We start from the raw sequence: 20,082 nt of genomic DNA on the forward strand, positions 1-20,082 counted from the left end.
CGGCTCAGGCTTTCGAACGGCGGCTGCGGCGTTCGTCACGGTGCCGGCGGTATTTGTCCCGCCCACGTTCAAACCATTTGCGCGCCTTTTTTACATAAAGGCGGGCCCAGGCGAATTCGCTTGCAAGGATCGCGAGCCCGAGGGGAATCACCACGAATGCCGGACCCGGCAGGAATAGCAACGCGAGGCCAACCAGGAGCACGACGCCCCCGACAATTCCAATGATGGTCTTGCGAACCGACGGCGACAGTGCGTCCAGGTGCAATATATGCCGCCACTTCGCAGAACCACTCCGTGCATGCGCGGGACCCATGCTCCAAGACTCGCCTGTAAACTGTGATCTGGAAATAGGGGAAACTCAGGGGGGGAGGATGGGTGCACGGACACGTTTCGAATCTGTCCGCCCCGCCGACAGCGGATCAAGCGTTTTGAAGCAGTCCTGCCGCGGCTCGAAGTTCTGCCTCGGAATGTGTTTTCTTCAATGCCTTGATCTGCTGATTCGCCAGCACATCACAACGTTCATTGTCGGCATGGCCCGCATGGCCTTTCAGCCATTCCCATTTCACGCGGTGTTGTGACGCGGCGGCGTCGAGGTCCTTCCAAAGGTCCGCGTTTTTTACAGGCTTCCTCTCCTGCGTGCGCCAGCCATTGCGCCGCCAGCCGTGAATCCAGAGGGTGATGCCCTTGCGAAGATATTCGGAATCGGTGAACAGCGTGACAGCACACGGTTCCTTCAGGGCGCGCAGACCCTCGATGGCTGCGCGCAGTTCCATTCGGTTGTTCGTGGTTGCGATCTCGGCGCCACACATTTCGCGGCAGTGGGAACCATAGCGCAACACCGCGGCCCACGCTCCCGGCCCCGGGTTTCCATGGCATCCTCCGTCCGTGTGGATGGTGACTTCCTTCACTGCCGGCTAAACGAGATGCCTCAGCCTGGGATTTTCCGCGAGCTTTTTCACGAGTTCCTTGATCTTTTGCGACTGGCTCTTGTGTGCCAGCAGAACCGCGTCATCAGTCTGCACAAGAATCGAATCGCGCAGGCCCACGACGGCGATAGGGGTCCGATGCCGCGTGCGGGCATCGAAGATGATGTTTCGCGCGGCATCCACGTGAACGAACTCACCGACCGCGCAATTGCCTTCGGGATCCACCTTCAAATGGCGCGACAGGGCGTTCCATGCGCCCAGGTCGTCCCAGGCAAACGCGCCGTCCGCACAGACAACGTTCTGCGCCTTTTCCATCAGGGCATAGTCGATGGAGATTTTCGGAATGACGGGATATTCCCTGGCGAGGACCCTTGCGAGTTTCACAGGCTGGGCCGCTGCCTTGAACCAGCGCTGGCAGGCTTCGAACATCTCGGGCTGATGTTTCTGCAGCGCCTCTGTGATCGTGACGAACGACCAAATAAACATGCCAGCGTTCCAGCGATATTGTCCGCTCGCGAGATACTCCGTGGCTTTCTCGAAGTTCGGTTTCTCAACAAACTGTTCCGCGCGATGGAAAACGGTCGTGTAAGACTTCACGCCGGCAGGCGGCGGCAACGGTTCGCCAACCCGTATGTAACCATAGCCCGTCGCGGGTTCGTTCGGTTTGATGCCGATGGTAATGATGGCCCGTCCGCGGCTCGCGAGGTCAAAGGAGTCGGACAGGATCTGCTGAAACTTTTTCGGCTCGGGAATGACGTGGTCGGCGGGCAGCACTGCCATGATGCCTGTGGTCGAGCGCGCGCCAACAATTGCTGCGCCGAGCGTCACCGCCGCGCACGTGTCGCGGCCGATCGGCTCTGCAATGACGTTCGCGCGCGGCAGTTTCGGAAGCTGCCTCCGCACTTCCGGCGCCTGTGCGGCGTTCGTGATGATGAGGACGTTCTTGAGGGGAACGAGTGGCGTAACGCGGTCAACTGCCTCCTGGAGAAAGGATCGGCGGCCCAGCAGCTTGATCAGTTGCTTCGGGGTTTTCTCGCGGCTTACAGGCCAGAACCGTTCCCCGCGTCCGCCTGCCATGATGATGACGAATCTGTCTTTGGGATCGGCTTTTGATTTCATTTACAAATACTGCTGGGTGGTGGATTGGAACCGTTCTGGATGGAACTAGACCTTTAAATGGGCCTGCTTGATGGCCTCGCTCAACGACTGCACAAACGCCGAAACGCGCTGAACGAGGTCGGGAGATTTCCCCTGTTCGGCGATCTGGTTGACGATGGCGCTGCCGACCACCACGGCGTCACCGTGGATCGCCACAGTTCGCGCCTGTTCAGGCGTCGACACGCCGAAGCCGATGGCGATTGGAAGCGTTGTGTGAGCCCGGATTCTGTTTGTCATTGTTCCGATGGTATCCGAGATTTTCTGCTGCATGCCGGTGACTCCTTCGCGCGAGACGTAGTAAATAAAACCGGCGGCGCGTTTTGCGATCAGTTCAATCCGGTCTTCAGGAGTTGTGGGAGCAATCAGGTAAATCTGGCAGAGCCCGGCTGCCTTCATCACCGACTCGTAGTTCACGCTTTCCTCGGGCGGCAGGTCCAGCACCAGCAGTCCGTCCACTCCTGCCTCTGCGGCATTCCTGACGAATTGTTCGAGCCCGACCTTGTGAATGAGATTGAAATAGATATAGAGGACGATCGGCAGCTGTGCATCCCGGCGGATCGCGGCGACGGTTTCAAGGACCTTCGCGGGCGTGGTGCCTGCCTCAAGCCCGCGTTGCGCGGCCAGTTGGTTGACGACGCCATCCGCGAGGGGATCGCTGAACGGAATCCCGAGCTCAAGCACATCCACTCCGGCTTTGTCGAACGCGAGGGCGAGGGAACGGGTGGCGGCGAGGTGCGGATCTCCGGCTCCGATGTAAACGACGAAACCCTTTTGGCCATCACGCTTCAATCGTGCGAAGCGTTCAACGATTCGGTTCATGTGGGCGCGAGTTTCGGGTTTCGAAATGCAGCGATCAAGCCCTGAGTGCGCGCAGCGCAGGTCTGCGAACCTGCTGTATCGCAACGTCTCGTCTGCTAGGCGATCCAACGCCCAGGAGGGAGCGAAACCCCAATACGGCACATCTGAAAGTCCGCGCTATGCCTGTTTGGACAGGACGAGCCGCAGCCCTTCGAGTGTAAGGTTCGGTTCCACTGCCGAAATTTCAGGAAGCTTTGCCGCGATCAACTTCGCGTACCCGCCCGTCGCAATGACCGGAAGCCGCCGCACGTTGAGTTCACGTTTCAAACCCGCGATCAGCTCGCGTACCAGACCGCGGTAACCCTGCACCGCGCCAATTAACATCGCCTGCTCCGTGCTCTTCCCAACCGAACTTGAGATTTCGCGGATCTTGATCTTTGGCAGCAATGCCGTCTTCTCGTGCAGGTAATCGGTCATCGCCGCCAATCCCGGCGCGATGATGCCGCCCACATATTCGCATCGGCGATTCACCACGTCGAACGTCACTGCGGTTCCGAAATCGACGACCACGACTGGCGCACCAAAGTGATGGCACGCCGCTGCGGCGTTGGCGAGGCGGTCGGGACCAATGCTATTGGGCCGCGGATAGTCAATGCCAACGACTTTCAGCGTTCGAGGTGTCAATTCCAGCGCATCCAGCTTCCACAACTGCCACACCGCTTTGAGAACCAGGGGCGTGGCTCGTGGCACAACGCTGCACAGCGCCGCGCCTGTGATGCGGCCGCGCCCTGCGAAATCCAGCAAGGCATCCCGCACGCCGCCATTGCGGAGTTCCGAGGTTGCCAGGTCCCGATGCTTGACGATGCGCTTGCCGTCTGCGAGGCCCACGTGGGTGTTTGTATTCCCGATGTCGAAGAGGATGAACATGCGTCTATTTCTCCAGCGTCACGTCTCCACCGATGATGGGTTCCAGGTGGCCGTGCTCGGATCGGACGAGCAACGCTCCTTCCGCGCTCAGGGATTCGGCGCGTCCGCGGATCTGTCGGGATCCCATGGCGATGCGAACGTTCTGCCCGATGGTGGTGCATTGAGATTCCCACTCATCCGCGACCGCGGCAAATTGCCCGGCGCAAATTCGGGTGTAATCGCGGTCGAGCTCGCGAAGGATTGCCACGGCCAATCCGGCACGCGATATCAGGCGTCCGCCCGCCTCCGCACGCAGCGACGTTGCCACCGCGCCAAGGTCGGGTGGGAATTCTTCAGTGGCGAGATTTACGTCCACGCCAATTCCCAGGATGACATATTTCACCTGATCCAGCTCGGCGTTAAGTTCAGTAAGAATTCCCGACACTTTCTTTTTCCGGATCAAAATATCGTTTGGCCATTTGATATCCGGCTTCAGTCCCGTCTCCATGCGGATCGCACGCGCCAGCGCTGTGGCGGCAGCAACGGTCAACTGCGTCGTCTGTTGAGGTCGCAACTTCGGTCGGAGCAACACAGAGAACCATAGTCCTTTTCCACGAGGTGACATCCAGCGCCTGCCGAGCCGTCCGCGGCCGCGGGTCTGCGATTCGGCGAACACCACGGCGCCTTCCCGGACGCCATCACGCGCGAGTTTCTCGATGATGTCATTGGTGGACGTTGTTTCCTGAAACACCTGGATATGCCGGCCGACGATCGTTTCCTTTCCAAGCCGCGCCATCAAATCGTCCGCGTGAAGTGAATCGGGAGAGCTGGTCAGGTGATATCCGAGGTGCGGGCTCGCCTCGATTTCGTAGCCCAGCTTCCGGAGTTCCTCGATTCGGGCCCAGATGGCAGCGCGGCTGATTCCGAGTTTCTGCGACAACTCGGCCCCCGAAACCGAGCCGTTGGAAGCCTCGCGCAACGCGTGGAGGATTTTGGCGTCAGTGGTCACGCGGGCGTGTCGGTTGTGTTACGAAGTCCAGGCCGATGTCGACAGCCCGCGCGGAATGTGTGAGGGCGCCAACAGAAATGAAATCGACACCTGTCTCCGCAATGGCGCGCACTGTTCCGAGGTTCACGCCGCCGCTCGCCTCCGTCTGGCAAACGCCGCGGCATATCTCCACCGCTGCGCGAAGGATTTCCGGCGCCATGTTGTCGAGGAGAACGATGTCCGCGTTTGCTGCTGCGGCCTCCGCCACCTGCTCCAGCGTATCGGCTTCCACTTCCACCTTGAGGTTTGGATAAGCCTTGCGAGCCCGTTGAATGGCTGCGGCGACAGCGTTTCCCTCCGTCTGTCCGACCGCTGCGAGATGGTTATCCTTGATGAGAACCATGTCGAACAGTCCGAAGCGGTGATTCCTCCCGCCGCCGCATGCAACGGCGTATTTCTCAAATCGCCGCCAGCCCGGGGTTGTTTTGCGCGTGTCGAGAATGTGCGCGTGCGTTCCCTCGACCGCCCGCACGAATCGGTCCGTGAGCGTCGCGATACCCGAGAGCCGTTGCACAAAATTCAGCGCGATCCGCTCGCCCGTCAGGATCGATCGAGCCGTGCCGGAGAGGCTCAGGAGAACCGCGCCTGCCTCGATGTGCGCGCCATCCTGCACGTGTTTCTCAATCTGCAGGGATCCGGGCTGCTGGCGAAAGGCTGTCTCGGCCAAGGCTAATCCCGCAACAGTGAGCGGTTCGCGGGCGCGCATCACAGCGGAAGCCACGGCATCGGCCGGAACCGTTGCCAGCGTTGTGGCGTCGCCGTGGCCAATGTCCTCTGCGAGGGCTTCGCGCACGGCAGAATTAATGTCATCAGGATCCAGCGGTTGCACTGGCCGAGCATGGCCCAAACCCTTGAACGCGCGAAAGTCAATTGTTGGCACAGCATGTTTGGAAGCCGGCGCTACCGTGTTGGGGGTAATTCCCCCTTCCTCGAGCAGGCGCAGAACTTAGACTGGTCGCGCTCGTGAAAACCCGCGACATACAGCTCCATTCGCCAGGACCTTCGCGCGCCATGGGCGAGCGTGGCGATGGCGTGCGGTTGCCGGTGCATCGCAGATTGCCTGTGGGGGCAGAGGTGCGGCCGGGAGGCGGTGTTCATTTTCGCGTTTGGGCGCCCAAATCCCAATTTGTTGCAGTCAAATTCGGCAACGATCAGCCCGAACTGGAAGCAACCTCTGTCGAGCTGGAGGCAGAAGGGACAGGATACTTTTCCGGACTGATCGAGGAAGCCGCTGCCGGCATGCTCTACAAGATACAGCTCGACTCTGGAGTTTTTCCAGATCCTGCATCGCGATTCCAGCCTGAGGGGCCGCACGGTGCTTCACAGGTTATCGATCCCGGATTGTTTCATTGGACGGACTCCGCCTGGAAAGGACGTGGCCGTGAAGGGCATGTCATTTACGAATTGCACATTGGAACCTTCTCGCCTGACGGTACTCTTGCCGGGGCTCTGGGTGAGTTGCAGGAACTGGCAGGACTTGGAATTACCACGGTGGAATTGATGCCGGTTGCTGAGTTTCCCGGACGTTTTGGCTGGGGATACGATGGAGTGGGGCTTTTCGCACCCACGCATTTATACGGCGAGCCAGACGACTTGCGGCGGTTTGTGAATCGCGCGCACGAACTCGGGTTGAGCGTGATACTTGACGTCGTTTACAATCACCTCGGACCTGATGGAAACTATCTCAAGGAATTCTCGAACGATTACTTTACGGATCGCTACGCCAACGAATGGGGTGAGCCGCTGAACTTCGATGGCCCTGACAGCGGGCCGGTCCGTGAGTTTTTCATCGCGAATGCCGGATACTGGATTGACGAGTTCCACTTCGACGGCCTGCGGCTGGATGCGACTCAGCAAATTTTCGACAGCTCGGAAGACCACGTGATAGCTGCGCTTGCACGGAGGGTGAGAGAAGCGGCGCCACATCGTGCAACCTTCATCGTCGCTGAAAACGAATCCCAGGATGCATGGATGGCGCTCTCACAGGACAAAGGCGGACATGGCGTTGATGCCCTGTGGAATGATGATTTTCATCACGCCGCACGGATCGCGTTGACGGGCCGCAAAGAGGCTTATTACAGCGATTATTCGGGAACACCGCAGGAATTCATCTCAACTGCGAAGCACGGCTACCTGTATCAGGGACAGTGGTATTCGTGGCAGAAGAAGAATCGCGGCGCATCGGCGCGCGGGCTGCATCCGAACCAGTTCGTCACGTTCATCGAGAACCACGATCAGGTGGCGAATTCCCTGCGGGGAATGCGCGTGCACCAGTTGACAAGCCCGGGCAAGCTTCGGGCGATGACGGCGTTACTGCTGCTTGGACCGGGAACACCGATGTTGTTCCAGGGACAGGAATTCGCAGCGTCGGCGCCTTTTCTTTATTTCGCGGACCACAATCCCGAGCTGGCGCGCTGCGTTGCGGAAGGTCGGAAGAAATTCGTCGAGCAATTTCCAAGTGTTGCCTCCGCGGAATCAACCGCCTTCCTGACGGATCCACAGGCCGAAGAGACATTCGCGCGCTGCCGCCTGGACCTGAGCGAACGCGAACGGAATGCGCCGGTTTACACGCTTCACCGGGATCTGTTGCGGCTGCGTCGCGAGGACCCGGTTCTAAGCCTTCCACGGGCCGGTGGAGTGGATGGAGCGGTGATTGGATCTGAAGCATTCTTGTTGAGATTTTTTGGCGAGGGAGGTGCCGACAGGCTCCTGTTGGTTAACTTCGGCAGGGATCTGCAGCTGCCATCCTTGTCAGATCCGCTGGTTGCCCCGCCCGCAGAGGGCGAATGGCATTTGATGTGGTCGAGTGAGAATCCAAAATACGGCGGTTCGGGCACACCGTCCCTGCAAACGGAGAATGGCTGGTGCATTCCCGGGCAGGCTGCAGTGTTGCTGGGACCGCGAAAGGACGTTGCCCATGACACTTGAAATAGACTTCCAGAGAGCCCTTTCATCGCTTGTCTCCGACCGCAGGGGCGAAGGCGTGACGCGGATCGCCAACGGGTTCTTTCGCAGCATTACGCCATCGAGCCGTTCTGCAAGCCTTCCAACGCCTGTCAAATCGCGCCGGCTGAAGCTGCGCCTCGGTTCCGGTTTCTGATGTGTCGGCACAGCGAAACGCATGCAGAAATTGATCCGCCGAATAGAATTGGATGCTGCGCATCCCGACGAAGCACGAAGGTTTCTGAACCAGGAATGGCTGGTTACCAACGGCCTGGGCGGTTATGCATCTGGGACTGTTTCCGGCGCGGTGACCTGGCGGTATCACGGGTTGCTGATTGCGGCTCTCCCAGCGCCGCTTGGACGCGTGGTGATGTTGAATCACCTTTCCGAAACCGTCATCACGCCCGATGGAAAGCGCGTGCTGCTCGGCGGCGTGGAAACTGCGCCGGAAGCTGATCCTTCTGATTGTCCATTTTCCTGCATCACGGAGTTTCGTCTCGAAAACCAGATGCCCATCTGGAGATACCAGGTGGGATCAATCGTCATCGAAAAGCATCTCGTCCTGCTTCAGGGACAGAACACGGTTCACGTCGGCTATCGCCTCCTGAGCGAGCACTCCGGCCTGAAACTTGAGTTGCGGCCTGCCATGCATTTTCGCGGGCACGAGCATTCTGTGAGCGAAGCGCCGCGGCGGGATTATCGGTTGCAAGTGGAGAACGGCAGATTCGAAGTGCACGCGGGCGATCCCGTTCCTCCATTGCGATTCGTGCTGCGCGGCGTCGACGGGGCACCATTCACCTACGACGGCGGAGCACCGCGTGAGATTTTTTATCAGCGCGATGCGGAGCGTGGTTATGAGGCTAAGGGGAAATTATGGAGTCCCGGCAATTTCAGTGTTCAGCTGCACCCCCAGAAATCGGTGACCTTGATTGCCTCGACAGAGCCGTGGCACGCCATGCTTGCGTTGTCGCCGGAGGAGGCCGTGGATTTTTATCTTCAGCGCAGGGCGCGGTTGATTCGAATGGCGCATCCAAAGGCGCAGGATCCCCCCGCTGCAGACCTTGTGCTCGCTGCAGACCAATTCATCATCGAACCTGTTGGACGCCTTCAGGATTCCGCCCGTGCCCGCGCCGCGGGTGACGAGGTGCGGACTGTGATCGCGGGTTACCATTGGTTCACCGATTGGGGACGCGACACCATGATCAGCCTGGAGGGATTGACGCTCACGACGGGACGGCAGGTCGAGGCGGGCTGGATCTTGCGAACCTTTGCGCATTACACGCGCGAAGGCTTGATCCCTAATTTGTTTCCAGAAGGCGCGAACCAGGGATTGTATCACACCGCCGATGCGACGCTGTGGTTCTTTCACGCGGTCCACCGATACGTTGAGATCACGGGCGATCGGGACACCCTGCGGCATATTCTGCCCAAGCTGATGGATGTCGCGGAGCATCATTTGCGCGGCACGCGGTTCGGGATAGGAGTCGATCCCAATGACGGCCTGCTGCGGCAGGGAGCCCCTGGGTATCAGCTCACGTGGATGGATGCGAAGGTAGAGGATTGGGTGGTGACTCCCCGCCGTGGCAAGGCGGTCGAGATCAACGGTCTGTGGTACAACGCGCTGTGCCTTCTTGCGGGCTGGCTCGCGGAGGAAGGCGAGATAGAAAAGGCGGAACGGTACGCGGGGCATGCAAAGCAAGCGCGTGAATCGTTCAACCAACGGTTTTGGTGCGCGGAACGGAACCATCTTTACGATGTCATTGACGGCGAGCAGGGGAATGATCCCGCATGCCGGCCGAATCAGCTGCTCGCGTTTTCGCTGACTCACGCCGTCCTGGAACAGTCACGCTGGAAGGCCGTTCTGGAAGCCGTTGAACGAAATCTTGTCACGCCAGTGGGCCTTCGCTCGCTAAGCTCCGACCACCCCGATTACAAATCGAAATACTTTGGCGATCTGCGGGCACGCGATGCAGCTTACCACCAGGGGACCGTCTGGGCATGGCTGATTGGACCCTTCATTGACGCCTGGTTGAAAGTGCACCCGGACGATCGCCGCGGAGCGCGTGAGTTCCTGAAGGGTTTTGCCGCGCATTTGAATGCGGGGTGCGTCGGATCCATCAACGAAGTGTTTGACGCCGAAGAGCCGTTTACGCCCCGCGGATGCATCGCGCAGGCGTGGAGCGTGGCGGAAGTATTGCGATGCTGGGTGAAAACATCGGACCCAGGCGAGGCAGTTACAAAATGACCAGGAAGGTGTCAAAAGTCCCGGATTGCTGATGCAGCAGAGATCATAGAAGGCCGCAGCTTACACGTCGGCCGATTCGAGCAGCGCAACGGGGAAACGCCGCAGCACGGCGCTAATCGCGAGAGCTTTCTCCGCGTTCAACACCTCTCCAGTGAACACGTTGCGATAGCGGAGATTCAGATCGCCCGGCAACGTGAGGAAAGTGTCCTGCCAGAGGTCTCCCAACGGAGGGACTTCGCGGCCAGCTGTAAGTTTCGCAACAAGGCGAGGAACCACTGCGATGAGACTCCGTCTGCCGTGCCTGCGGGCGAAGGCGCATACATGGCCTTCGAGCGGTCCAACACCTTTCAGCGGAACGTATGAACCCTGCGCGAACAGCTCGCGTGCGCGTTGACGCAGATCCAATGCACGCCAGGTCACAAAGAGCTTGGCTCGAGCCGACGCATCAACTTCCGGGATTGTCGCCCCGTCTCTGAACGATTGTCTCAAGTCCCCCAGTAATCGTTGACGAAGGTCGAAGTCAACGGCCCGGCGATTATCCGGATCGACGAAACTGAAATCCCAAAGTTCAGTTCCCTGGTAAATATCCGGCACTCCAGGCGAGGCGAGTTTCAAGACAGTTTGACTGAGGGAATTGACCCTCCCGAAAAATGCGACCCGCGCAGCAAACTCCCGAAGCTCCAACAGAAACACGTTATCCGCAGACTTCGAGAGAATGGCATTAATGAATGCCTCGACGGCAGTTTCGTAATCGATGTTCGGCTCGAGCCAATTCGTATTCGTCTTGGCCTCACGAAGTGCTTTGAGGGCGAAGGCCTTCGTGCGATCGCGAAACGAATCGAGCTCACATTCTTCTTCGGGAAACGCCCCAACAAGGCTTTGCAGGAGCAGATATTCATCATTGGCAGATGGCGCAGGTTGGTCGCCGACGCGCTGCTTCCACCTCCAATTCAGCTTGCGCCAGCGAAGTGCGATTTCAGCCCACTCGTCCGTGAGTTCCGACAAAATATTGATGCGCGCGCGCGCGTCCTCGCCCCGTTTTGTATCGTGCGTGGAAGTTGCCAGCAACGTATGCGGCCAGTGTTCCGCGGCATGGCGGTTCGCTTCGTGAAATGCGTCGACGCTGCAGCCGAAACGGCCAGGTTCGCCGCCGACTTCGTTCAACGAAATCAAACGGTTGAAGTTATAGAAGGCAGTATCCTCGAGGCCCTTCGCCATCACGGGTCCAGTGAGTTGTTGGAAACGCAGAATGAATTCCCAGGCTGATTCCTGTGCAGCCGAATCCGTCGACGGCAACAATTCAAGGGTGAGCAACCCCTCCAGAAAGCCGAGAACATCAGCGCTGGGTCCGCTGCGCTGCTGACGGGCTTCGTCAAATGCGGCACGAATGACAGCAAGGTCTTGCGGTCCAGGCGCAGAGTCGCCCTTGGTTAAATACGTGCGGTACACGGGAAATGCGGCGATCATCTCGTTCAGCACGGAACGGCATTGCTTGAGCGTCAAATCCCGTCCGCCGCGGCTGACACTGGCGACGGCGTGGAGGCGTCGTGCAAGAGATTCCCACTCGCTCGTCAACGACAACTCCAGGATCTGCTTTTTGCTCCGTCGCACAAGAGCAGGAAAATCGGTGAGAACAGCGCTGTCCTGCCCGGAACAGAAGTTCTCGTAGAGTTCCGTCATGCGCGCTTCGTTGCTTGCATCCACGAACACGCCATTCAGCCGGTTCAGGAAATCGTATCCCGTGGTTCCGGCCACAGGCCAATCTTTCGGCAGGCGCTCGTCGCCTGAGAGGATCTTTTCAGCAACGACGTAAAGAGGCCCGCCCTCGGAGCCGTGGCATTCGGCGTTACCCGTTTGCAATCGGCGGAAATATTCGCGCGGATCGCGAAGCCCATCCGGGTGATCGATGCGCAGACCCGTGATCGCACCTTCGCGAAGCCATCTGAAAACCACTTCGTGTGTGGCGGCGAAAACTTCGAGTTCCTCCATTCGCAATCCCACCAGTTGGGTGACGTCGAAGAATCGGCGATAGTTGATTTCCTCGGAGCCGACGCGCCAGAACGCGAGGCGATACGCCTGTTGATCGAGAATGTGGTGCAGGTCATCGAAGGATTTGGGGCGGTCCGGCTGTCCGTTCAGTTCCCGCAGCAACGCGTTTACAGCAGCGACGTCGCCCGCCTGAATTGCTGCCGCCAATTTCGGCGGAATGGTTGACTTCCGAATGGGAAACTCGTGCTCAAAATAAGCGAGGGATATACGGCCGTTGTTCCCCTTCAACTGCAGTTCTCCGCGTTCCAGGACTTTGCCGTAATGGTCGCCCAATACGGGCAGCAGGACCTTGTTCCGCAATGACCGATTTGGGGGATTCCAGTCGATGTCAAAGAACGCGGCATATCGGGATTCGTGGCCATTCTCGAGCACATCGAGCCACCAGCCGTTGGACAGCGCGGCGCCCATATGGTTGGGAACCATGTCCAGCACCATGCCGAGGCCGTTTGCCTTTCGAGCACGGGTAAAATCGCCGAACTGTTCTTCCGTGCCGACGCTGGCGTTGATGGCCGTGAAACAGCAGACATCGTAGCCATGGGTGCTTTCTGGTCCTGCCTGGAAGAGCGGTGAGGCGTAGATGTCGGATATTCCCAGTTCGCGCAGGTAAGTGAGAATTGCTGTGGCGCTTTCGAGGGTGAATTCGCGATTGAACTGCAGCCGGTAGGTTGCAGATGGAACTTTCGAGATTGTGCTGGGACGCGGAGCCGTGTTCATGACGCCGCCGAAAGTTTCCCGGCCTGCCGGTCCTTTGACACTGGACAAAACACCTACCTTTGCGAGGGAAAACACTGAAATGAGCACTTGCTTTCCCGGGGCCGTTCGCTACTTTGCTCGGCTCCCGTTCCGGCAGACCGGCGCGGAACCAAGTTACGTTTTACAGACCTCGATTATGGCAACAGCAAACGACCTTCGACGCGGGATGGCGATCAATTACAACGGCGACATCTGCGTCGTCCTCGATTTCCAGCACCGCACCCCTGGAAACCTCCGCGCCTTCGTTCAGGCGACCCTTCGCAGCATCCGCACGGGAAAGTCCTCGGACATCCGCCTGAGCTCGACCGAGCGGATTGAGCCGATTCCGATGATCACAACGAAGATGGAATTCAGCTACAAGGATGGCCAGGACTACGTTTTCACCAATCCAGAGACATACGAGACCGTCACGCTGACTCCTGAACTCGTCGGCGACGCAAAGGATTACCTGGTTGAGAATGCGTCGGTCACCGTGACGTTTGTCGAAGAAAAGGCGGTTTCGATCGAGCTGCCGTCGAGCGTTGTCCTGACCGTTACGGATGCACCCGAGGGGATTCGTGGTGATTCGGCGAACAACGTGCAGAAGCCCGTCACATTGGAAACGGGAATTACCGTTCAGGTGCCGCTCTTCATCAAAACGGGCGAAAAGCTCAAAATCGATACCCGCACCGGGAAGTACATGGAACGCGCCTGATTTCGCTGCTGGATCAGCCAGGATTGCAAGCCCGCCTGTTGGCGGGCTTCCTTTTTCCGCCAACCCAAGAATTGCTTTTCATCACAGTTTCTTTCAGCTAATCCTGCCCGCATGGTCGAGCCGCTCCACAAAGGTGAACAGGTCTTCAGGGGAATACCTGTGTCAGCCGGCGTGTGCCGCGGGAAAATCCTCGTTTTCGGCAAATCGACCCACTCCATCGGCCGGCGCCCTGTCGACCCCGCGGAGCTTGCCGAGGAAGTCAGCCGGCTCGAACGCGCGCTCGTGCAGACGCGGCAGGAATTGCTCGAGGTGCAGCGCCGTGTCAGCGACGCAATGGGAGCGTCGGAAGGGAGCATTTTTGACGCGCACCTGCTTGTCCTCGAGGACCGCACGCTCATCGACGAGGTCGTGAGGCTGGTTAATCGGGACAAGGTGAATGCGGAGTTTGCATTTCATACGGTGGCAGAGCGCTATGCTGCGACGCTTGCGGCGATCGAAGACGATTACCTGCGTGAGCGCGCAACGGACATGCGCGATGTTACCAATCGCGTATTGAACAACCTGATGGGGCACCAGGATCATGCGGACTTGAAGCATCTCAAGGAGCCCTGCATCGTCATCAGCCACGATCTGACACCGTCTAACACGGCGCAATTGGATCGCAGCAAGGTTCTCGGTTTCGCGACAGATATCGGAAGCCGAACCTCGCACACCGCCATCATGGCGCGTTCCCTGCGCATTCCCGCGGTAGTTGGATTGAAGGGCGCCAGTGAGCAATTGGAATCAGGTCAGTATGCGCTTCTGGATGGCTTTAATGGAATCGTCATTGTCAATCCAACAGACCAGACGCTGTTCGAGTATGGGCAGCTGATTCGGAAGCAGGTGACCCTGCAGGAGAAACTGCGCGACATTCTGTTGAAGCCGGCCGTGACGCTCGATGGCCACCGCGTCTTTCTTTCGGCGAACATCGAACAGGCCTCCGATGCCGAAGCCGTTACAGCGAATGGCGCTGAAGGGGTGGGATTGTTTCGCACGGAGTATCTCTTTATCAACCGCGACTGCCTGCCCACGGAGGAGGAACAGTATCAGGCCTATCGAACAGTTGCCGAGAGCCTGAAGCCGCATTCAGTGGTCGTCCGGACATTCGACCTCGGCGGGGACAAGTTTTTGTCGCATTTGCAGGTGCCGACCGAGATGAATCCGTTTCTCGGCTGGCGGGCCATTCGTTTCTGCCTTCAGGAACGTGATATTTTTCGAAACCAGTTGCGCGCCATTTTGCGGGCCAGTGCCCACGGCAACGTGCGAATGATGTATCCGATGATCTGCGGCCTGGACGAATTGAACCAAGCGAACGCCTTGGTCGAGGAATACAAGGCGGAACTGCGCGCCGAAGGGGTGGCCTTTGACGAGCACATTGAGATTGGTGCAATGATTGAGATTCCCTCGGCGGCGCTGATCGCGGATTCGCTGGCAAAGCGGGCGCGCTTTTTCAGCATTGGCACGAATGACCTGATTCAGTATTCGCTCGCCGTCGATCGGATGAATGAAAAGATCGCGCACCTCTATGAGCCGACGCATCCGGCGATCATTCGGTTGATCAAACTGACGGTCGACGCAGCGCGTAAGGAGAAGATTCTGGTCAGTGTTTGCGGCGAAATGGCAGGCGATCCTGTATTGACGCCGTTGCTGCTGGGGCTTGGAGTCGATGAACTGAGCGTCGCACCACCAGTGGTTTCTCAGATTAAGTTCATGATCCGCCGGCTGAAGCTCACAGAGGCTCAGGCGCTTGCAGAGTTCGCCCTGAGTTGCGAGTCCGCGGCTGAAATTCTTGCACGGTGCCAGGCCCTCGCCCGCGAGGCGGCACCCAGTCTGTTTGAAAACAAGCTTTGATTCTGTTTGCGGACCCGAACGGGTGACGGCTTTTGCATTGCCCTGGCGCCGATTCCTTTCTTCAATTCGCAGCCGTTCGTGCGCGGGGATTGAACACCACCCGGTCTCGCGCGGCCTTCGTCTGATCCTGATGCAGCCGCTCAGCACATGTGCAAGGTGGAAGCTATATTAACCCGTGAACTTTGATCCAAACCTTCACCCGCATCGCCGATTCGACCTCTTGAGCGGCGATTGGGTTCTTGTTTCTCCTCATCGAACACAGCGTCCCTGGCAGGGGCAGCGCGAAGCGGGCTCGGCGGAAACGCGGCCAGCTTATGATCCGCAGTGTTATCTCTGTCCTGGAAATCAACGGGCCGGGGATGCCCGCAATCCCGCGTATACTCGGCCGTATGTCTTCCGAAACGATTTCGCTGCGTTGCTGCCCGACACGCCTCCCGAAACGGTGGAAGGGCACAGGTTGTTTGTCTCAAAGCCCGTTCAAGGCGAGTGCCGCGTGATCTGTTTTTCGCCTCGTCACGATCTCACGCTCCCGGAAATGGCCGTCGATGATATTGCAGGCGTGGTGGACGTGTGGGCGGCGCAGATCAACGAACTGGGGGAGAAATACCGATGGGTTCAGATCTTCGAAAACAAAGGAGCGGTGATGGGTTGTTCAAACCCGCATCCGCATGGCCAAATATGGGCTGGCGATTTCATTCCACGCCTCGTCGCTCCGGAAATCACAACGCAGGGCGAATACATGCGAAAGCACGGAGCTCCGTTGCTCATCGACTATGCCGAGGCGGAAATAAAGTCGGGCGAACGGGTCATCGAAGCAAACGATCACTGGCTGATGGTGGTGCCGTACTGGGCAGTGTGGCCATACGAGTTGTTGCTGATGCCATTGCGATCGGTGCAGCGATTGCCTGAGTTGACGTCGCTGGAACGACGAAGCCTTGCGGAGATTCTGAAACGCAGCCTGACGCGCTACGACAATTTATTCGAAACGAGTTTCCCTTACTCAATGGGATGGCACGGGGCTCCGACGGGCGGCGAACAATACGAGGGATGGCAGTTACACGCCCATTTTTATCCGCCCTTGCTGCGTTCGGCGACCGTTAAGAAGTTCATGGTCGGTTACGAGATGCTCGCCGAGCCGCAACGGGATCTCACCCCCGAACAGGCGGCAGTTCGTCTGCGCGAGACTTCACTCCGGCATTTCAAAGCCGCCCGATAGCAAACCTGCTACTTCGGCTGTGGAGTGGCTTTCAGCGTCTTTTCGACCTTGTCGACCTTGGGCTTGATGACGGCGCGACTATAGCCCTTGTCCGGATTGTTGTTGTAGTAATTCTGGTGATAATCCTCAGCGCGGTAAAATTTCTCCAAGGGTGCGATCTGGGTGACGATTGGATCGCGGAAGCGGCTCTGCGCCTCCGTTTTCGACTTTTCAACGACGGCCTTTTGCTGGTCGTTGTTGTAGTAGATGACTGAACGATATTGCGTTCCGACATCCGCTCCCTGCCGGTTCAAAGTGGTGGGATCGTGGGCATCCCAGAAATGAACGAGCAGCCGTTCCAGAGACAGCACGGCCTGGTCGTATCCCACCTGCACCACCTCGGCATGGCCTGTTGTTCCTGAACATACCTGCTCATACGTTGGGTTCGGTGTCTTCCCCCCGGAATAGCCACTCACAATCGATTTGACGCCAGGAACCTTCTGAAAAACGGCCTCCACACACCAGAAGCAGCCGCCTCCCAAAACAATAGTTTCCACTTGGTTCGTATTCATAAGTTGACCCCGGGCCGGATGGTTTGCAGCCATCCCCAGAAAAAAGAAAAGCAGCAGGCAGCGGACGGCCCATGCGGTAAATGTATTCATTGGTTACGGCTAAGCGGTATCGTTGGTTCCATCTAAGCCGGTCATTTCTGTACCGGACGTTTCCAACTGCGACAGGTTTTCTTCTCGCAAGGGACTCGAGATTGCATGTTCCTGGTTCAGCCACTTGCCTAAATCCAGGAGCTTGCATCGGGACGAACAAAATGGCGCCGATTTTGCCTCGAGCCAGTTCCCAACACGCCTGCAATGGGGGCAGCGCACCTGCATTTTCAATTGCGATCGGTGGAAATGGCGGGATTCAACTCGCGCTGATTTGCCGCAATCGGGCTCGGTTTCGCCAGCAGGTCGAGATAGTCAACCATGATGCGTTGCGCTTCCTGCAGATACGCTGCGTTCCAGTCAAATGTCAGAAGCTTCTCTTCGTCGTCCTCGTCGTCTTTCGCAACGTGATCTCCGAGCGCCGCGCTCAGTTCCATCATTTCGTCCAGCTCAGCACTGGCAACGGTGTTTGTCTTTTGGAGCGGGGCAGGCAGGCCTGGAAGTTCGGCTTGCTTGAGTGTCAATTCGTAGACTTTCTCTTCGGATTCCTTGCGCGCCCGGAGTTCCTTGTCTCGCGCTTTCTGCCGCTGCTCAGCTTCTTCCTGCTCCTTGATCCGCTGCTGCTCGTTGAGAGAGATGGTCCGATCGGCCTGCGCCTTGCGGTATTCTTCAATATCCTCGCGGATGTAAACAAAATCCTGATTTGTGGAGATTCTATGCGTGAAGCGTTTAAGCAGTTCCGCCAGGTACGGTTGGACCGTATTGACTGGCGTGTATTTCGCACTGCTGATTTCGTCCCACGGCATCGGATTGTCGAGGGCCCGCTCTCCGATGTCTTTCGAGTAGTTGAAGCGCGATGGCAGCACGATGTCGGGATTGACACCTTCCAATTGCGTGGAGCCTCCGCTGGCGCGGTAAAACTTGCGGATGGTGAACTTTAATGCGCCAGGTTCAGGATCTGTTTCGCTAAGGCGCATGAGCGGCCGCAAGGACTGGACAGTCTGGACCGTGCCCTTGCCGTGAGTCGAGATGTCGCCCACGATCAGGGCTCGTCCATAATCCTGCAAAGCTCCCGCGACGATCTCGGATGCGGAAGCGCTGAAGCGGCTCGTGAAGACGATGAGTGGTCCGTCGTAGGCCACGGATGAGTCTGTGTCTTTGTCCACCTGAACTGTACCGTCCATGTCACGGACCTGCACGACGGGGCCTTCCTTGATGAACAATCCCGTCACCTTGATCGCTTCCTCCAGTGATCCTCCACCGTTGTAACGGAGATCCAGAATCACGCCTTTGACATTCTCCTGCTTGAACTTGGACAGGAGCTTGGCCACGTCGATGGACGTATATTTGCCCAGCACATCTTTTCGCGCAGCCGCGGAGCCATCCAGCATGGGTGCATAGAACGAAGGAAGGGTGATGACGCCGAGCCGGGTAACGCCCTTGCCATTTGGCATGTCGATGATCCGTCCCTTGGCTGCCTGGTCTTCCAGCGGGATTTCGTCGCGGATCAGGGTGATTTCCGTGCGCTCGGACTTCTTGCCTGCGGGCGCAAGTGTGAGCCGGACCAGGGTGCCCTTCGGCCCGCGAATCATCTGGACGATTTTCGTAAGGTCCATATCGACGACATCCACGGGCGCTGCGTTGCTTTGTGCGACGGCGACGATGAGATCTTCCGCATTGATTTTCTTGCTCTTCATGGCGGGGCCGCCAGGGAGCAGTTTGGCGACCTTGCAGTATCCGTCTTCCGCGCGGAGTTCTGCTCCAATGCCAAAGAGTTGCAGGTTCATGCTGATCTTGAACTGTTCGAGCTGTGTGCGGTTGAAATAGTCCGAATGCGGATCGTAAACACGGCTGAGCGCCGTCAGGTAAATGCCAAGGATGTCATTCTTGTCCCAGTCGGCGAACCGCTTCAGGGCGCGCGTGTTGCGATGGCTGAGGGTATCGACAATCTTGTCGTGCAGCGGGACTTCAGGCTCGGCGTCTGGCTTTGATTCTCCCTTGTCGGCTTTGGCCTTCTTATCCTGCAGGGTCAATTTCTCCTGCAAGTATTCAAATCGCAGCCGTTGGCGCCACAGTTCACGAGCTTCGTTGAGATCCGCGGGATACGGTGATTCGCGCCGGTCGACGGCGATGCGCTCGTCTGTGTTGAACTCGAACTTTTCCTTCTTGAGCAGTTCGTCGACGTATTCGACCCGCTCACGCAGCCGCTCAATGTAGCGTCCGAATACTTCAAAGCCGGGGCTGACATCGCCCGTGCCACTGCGGGTGACCAGCATGTTGTCCAGATTCGTCCGATAACGATCGAAGCCGTTCAGATCGGACTGGAGGAAATGCATGTGTTGCGGGTCCAATGCTTCAAGATAGCTGTCCAGGAACTGACTGGAGATGCGATCGTCGAACGGCTGATGGGAGTAGTGATATTTCTGGAGGAGGTAAGCGGTCCAGAAGGCAATCTGGCCATCCTCCGCCTCGGCGCGCGGGAGCCGCCAGCTGTTTGTGGTCGGCGCGACGGTGTCCGGAGTGTCGGCGGCAACGGAGAAGCACAGTCCGGTCGCACCGACGAATGCGAGCAGCCAAATGCGTGCTCGGAAAAGTGTGGGATGGATCATTTTTGTAAAAAGTCGCAAAACCATAGCATAGCTTGGACGGAATGCAGCAAGAAGTGTTCAGAGTTTCCGCCCGCCACGGGCGATCAATTTGCGGGAAAGTGGCGGGAGTGGCGGGGCTCGAACCCGTAACCTCTGCCGTGACAGGGCAGCGCTCTAACCAATTGAGCTACACCCCCGCAAGGGGAGCGCGAACTTAGGGAAATCCTCGT

Annotated in this window: 17 protein-coding genes and 1 tRNA gene; 6 read left to right on the forward strand and 12 right to left on the reverse strand. The window is 58.2% G+C overall.

Annotation, left to right across the window (positions count from 1 at the left end; genetic code table 11):
* Positions 1-4 precede the first annotated feature (4 nt).
* From VEH04_03705 to nadC, 7 genes are all read right to left on the reverse strand, one after another.
* The gene (locus tag VEH04_03705) at positions 5-313 is read right to left on the reverse strand and encodes a PGPGW domain-containing protein (GenBank protein ID HYG21863.1); all 309 of its coding nucleotides are present in this window, start codon (positions 311-313) and stop codon (positions 5-7) included.
* 106 nt (positions 314-419) lie between these two features.
* A complete protein-coding gene (gene rnhA, locus VEH04_03710; GenBank protein ID HYG21864.1) occupies positions 420-908 on the reverse strand; it encodes a ribonuclease HI in 489 nt (162 codons plus the stop codon).
* A gap of 6 nt (positions 909-914) precedes the next feature.
* Positions 915-2,045, reverse strand: coding sequence for a sugar phosphate nucleotidyltransferase (locus VEH04_03715; GenBank protein HYG21865.1), 1,131 nt, complete (start codon positions 2,043-2,045; stop codon positions 915-917).
* A gap of 45 nt (positions 2,046-2,090) precedes the next feature.
* Positions 2,091-2,903 (reverse strand): tryptophan synthase subunit alpha, encoded by an 813-nt coding sequence (trpA, locus tag VEH04_03720; protein ID HYG21866.1) that lies wholly within the window; start codon positions 2,901-2,903, stop codon positions 2,091-2,093.
* 156 nt (positions 2,904-3,059) lie between these two features.
* A complete protein-coding gene (locus VEH04_03725; protein HYG21867.1) occupies positions 3,060-3,809 on the reverse strand; it encodes a type III pantothenate kinase in 750 nt (249 codons plus the stop codon).
* A 4-nt stretch (positions 3,810-3,813) separates the two neighbouring features.
* Positions 3,814-4,797, reverse strand: a complete 984-nt coding sequence (locus tag VEH04_03730) for a biotin--[acetyl-CoA-carboxylase] ligase (protein HYG21868.1) — start codon at positions 4,795-4,797, stop codon at positions 3,814-3,816.
* Positions 4,787-5,716 (reverse strand): carboxylating nicotinate-nucleotide diphosphorylase, encoded by a 930-nt coding sequence (nadC, locus tag VEH04_03735; protein ID HYG21869.1) that lies wholly within the window; start codon positions 5,714-5,716, stop codon positions 4,787-4,789. Before nadC ends, VEH04_03730 begins: the two co-directional genes overlap by 11 nt.
* Positions 5,717-5,847: 131 nt before the next feature.
* Here nadC and treZ point away from each other — a divergent pair, with 131 nt between their 5' ends.
* Genes treZ through VEH04_03750 form a run of 3 tightly spaced genes read left to right on the forward strand, consistent with a single transcriptional unit; the run spans position 5,848 to position 10,024 of the window.
* Positions 5,848-7,764: a malto-oligosyltrehalose trehalohydrolase gene (gene treZ / locus VEH04_03740; protein HYG21870.1), complete on the forward strand. Its 1,917-nt coding sequence runs from the start codon at positions 5,848-5,850 to the stop codon at positions 7,762-7,764.
* Positions 7,754-7,936 (forward strand): hypothetical protein, encoded by a 183-nt coding sequence (locus tag VEH04_03745; protein ID HYG21871.1) that lies wholly within the window; start codon positions 7,754-7,756, stop codon positions 7,934-7,936. Before treZ ends, VEH04_03745 begins: the two co-directional genes overlap by 11 nt.
* 21 nt (positions 7,937-7,957) lie before the next feature.
* Entirely contained in the window at positions 7,958-10,024 is a 2,067-nt protein-coding gene (locus VEH04_03750) for an amylo-alpha-1,6-glucosidase (GenBank protein HYG21872.1), read from the forward strand.
* Positions 10,025-10,084: 60 nt separating this feature from the next.
* Here the strand turns inward: VEH04_03750 and treY are convergent, their stop codons facing one another.
* On the reverse strand, positions 10,085-12,787 hold the full coding sequence (gene treY / locus VEH04_03755) for a malto-oligosyltrehalose synthase (GenBank protein ID HYG21873.1): 2,703 nt from the start codon (positions 12,785-12,787) through the stop codon (positions 10,085-10,087).
* A 175-nt stretch (positions 12,788-12,962) separates the two neighbouring features.
* Between treY and efp the strand changes: the two genes are divergently transcribed.
* From efp to VEH04_03770, 3 genes are all read left to right on the forward strand, one after another.
* Entirely contained in the window at positions 12,963-13,520 is a 558-nt protein-coding gene (gene efp / locus VEH04_03760) for an elongation factor P (GenBank protein HYG21874.1), read from the forward strand.
* Positions 13,521-13,631: 111 nt separating this feature from the next.
* Positions 13,632-15,410 (forward strand): phosphoenolpyruvate--protein phosphotransferase, encoded by a 1,779-nt coding sequence (ptsP, locus tag VEH04_03765; protein ID HYG21875.1) that lies wholly within the window; start codon positions 13,632-13,634, stop codon positions 15,408-15,410.
* A gap of 175 nt (positions 15,411-15,585) precedes the next feature.
* Complete coding sequence (locus VEH04_03770; protein ID HYG21876.1) at positions 15,586-16,626, forward strand: UDP-glucose--hexose-1-phosphate uridylyltransferase; 1,041 nt, start codon at positions 15,586-15,588, stop codon at positions 16,624-16,626.
* A gap of 8 nt (positions 16,627-16,634) precedes the next feature.
* Here the strand turns inward: VEH04_03770 and msrA are convergent, their stop codons facing one another.
* The 4 genes from msrA to VEH04_03790 form a co-directional block, all read right to left on the reverse strand.
* Positions 16,635-17,177 carry a peptide-methionine (S)-S-oxide reductase MsrA gene (msrA, locus tag VEH04_03775; GenBank protein HYG21877.1) on the reverse strand — a complete coding sequence of 181 codons (543 nt, stop codon included), beginning with the start codon at positions 17,175-17,177 and terminating at the stop codon, positions 16,635-16,637.
* Positions 17,178-17,276: 99 nt separating this feature from the next.
* On the reverse strand, positions 17,277-17,492 hold the full coding sequence (yacG, locus tag VEH04_03780) for a DNA gyrase inhibitor YacG (protein ID HYG21878.1): 216 nt from the start codon (positions 17,490-17,492) through the stop codon (positions 17,277-17,279).
* A gap of 2 nt (positions 17,493-17,494) precedes the next feature.
* The gene (locus VEH04_03785; protein HYG21879.1) at positions 17,495-19,873 is read right to left on the reverse strand and encodes a carboxy terminal-processing peptidase; all 2,379 of its coding nucleotides are present in this window, start codon (positions 19,871-19,873) and stop codon (positions 17,495-17,497) included.
* Positions 19,874-19,972: 99 nt separating this feature from the next.
* Positions 19,973-20,049: transfer RNA gene (locus VEH04_03790), tRNA-Asp, on the reverse strand.
* Positions 20,050-20,082: the final 33 nt, after the last annotated feature.

It is taken from the genome of Verrucomicrobiia bacterium (assembly GCA_035629175.1).
GTDB lineage: Bacteria > Verrucomicrobiota > Verrucomicrobiia > Limisphaerales > DASXHY01 > DASXHY01.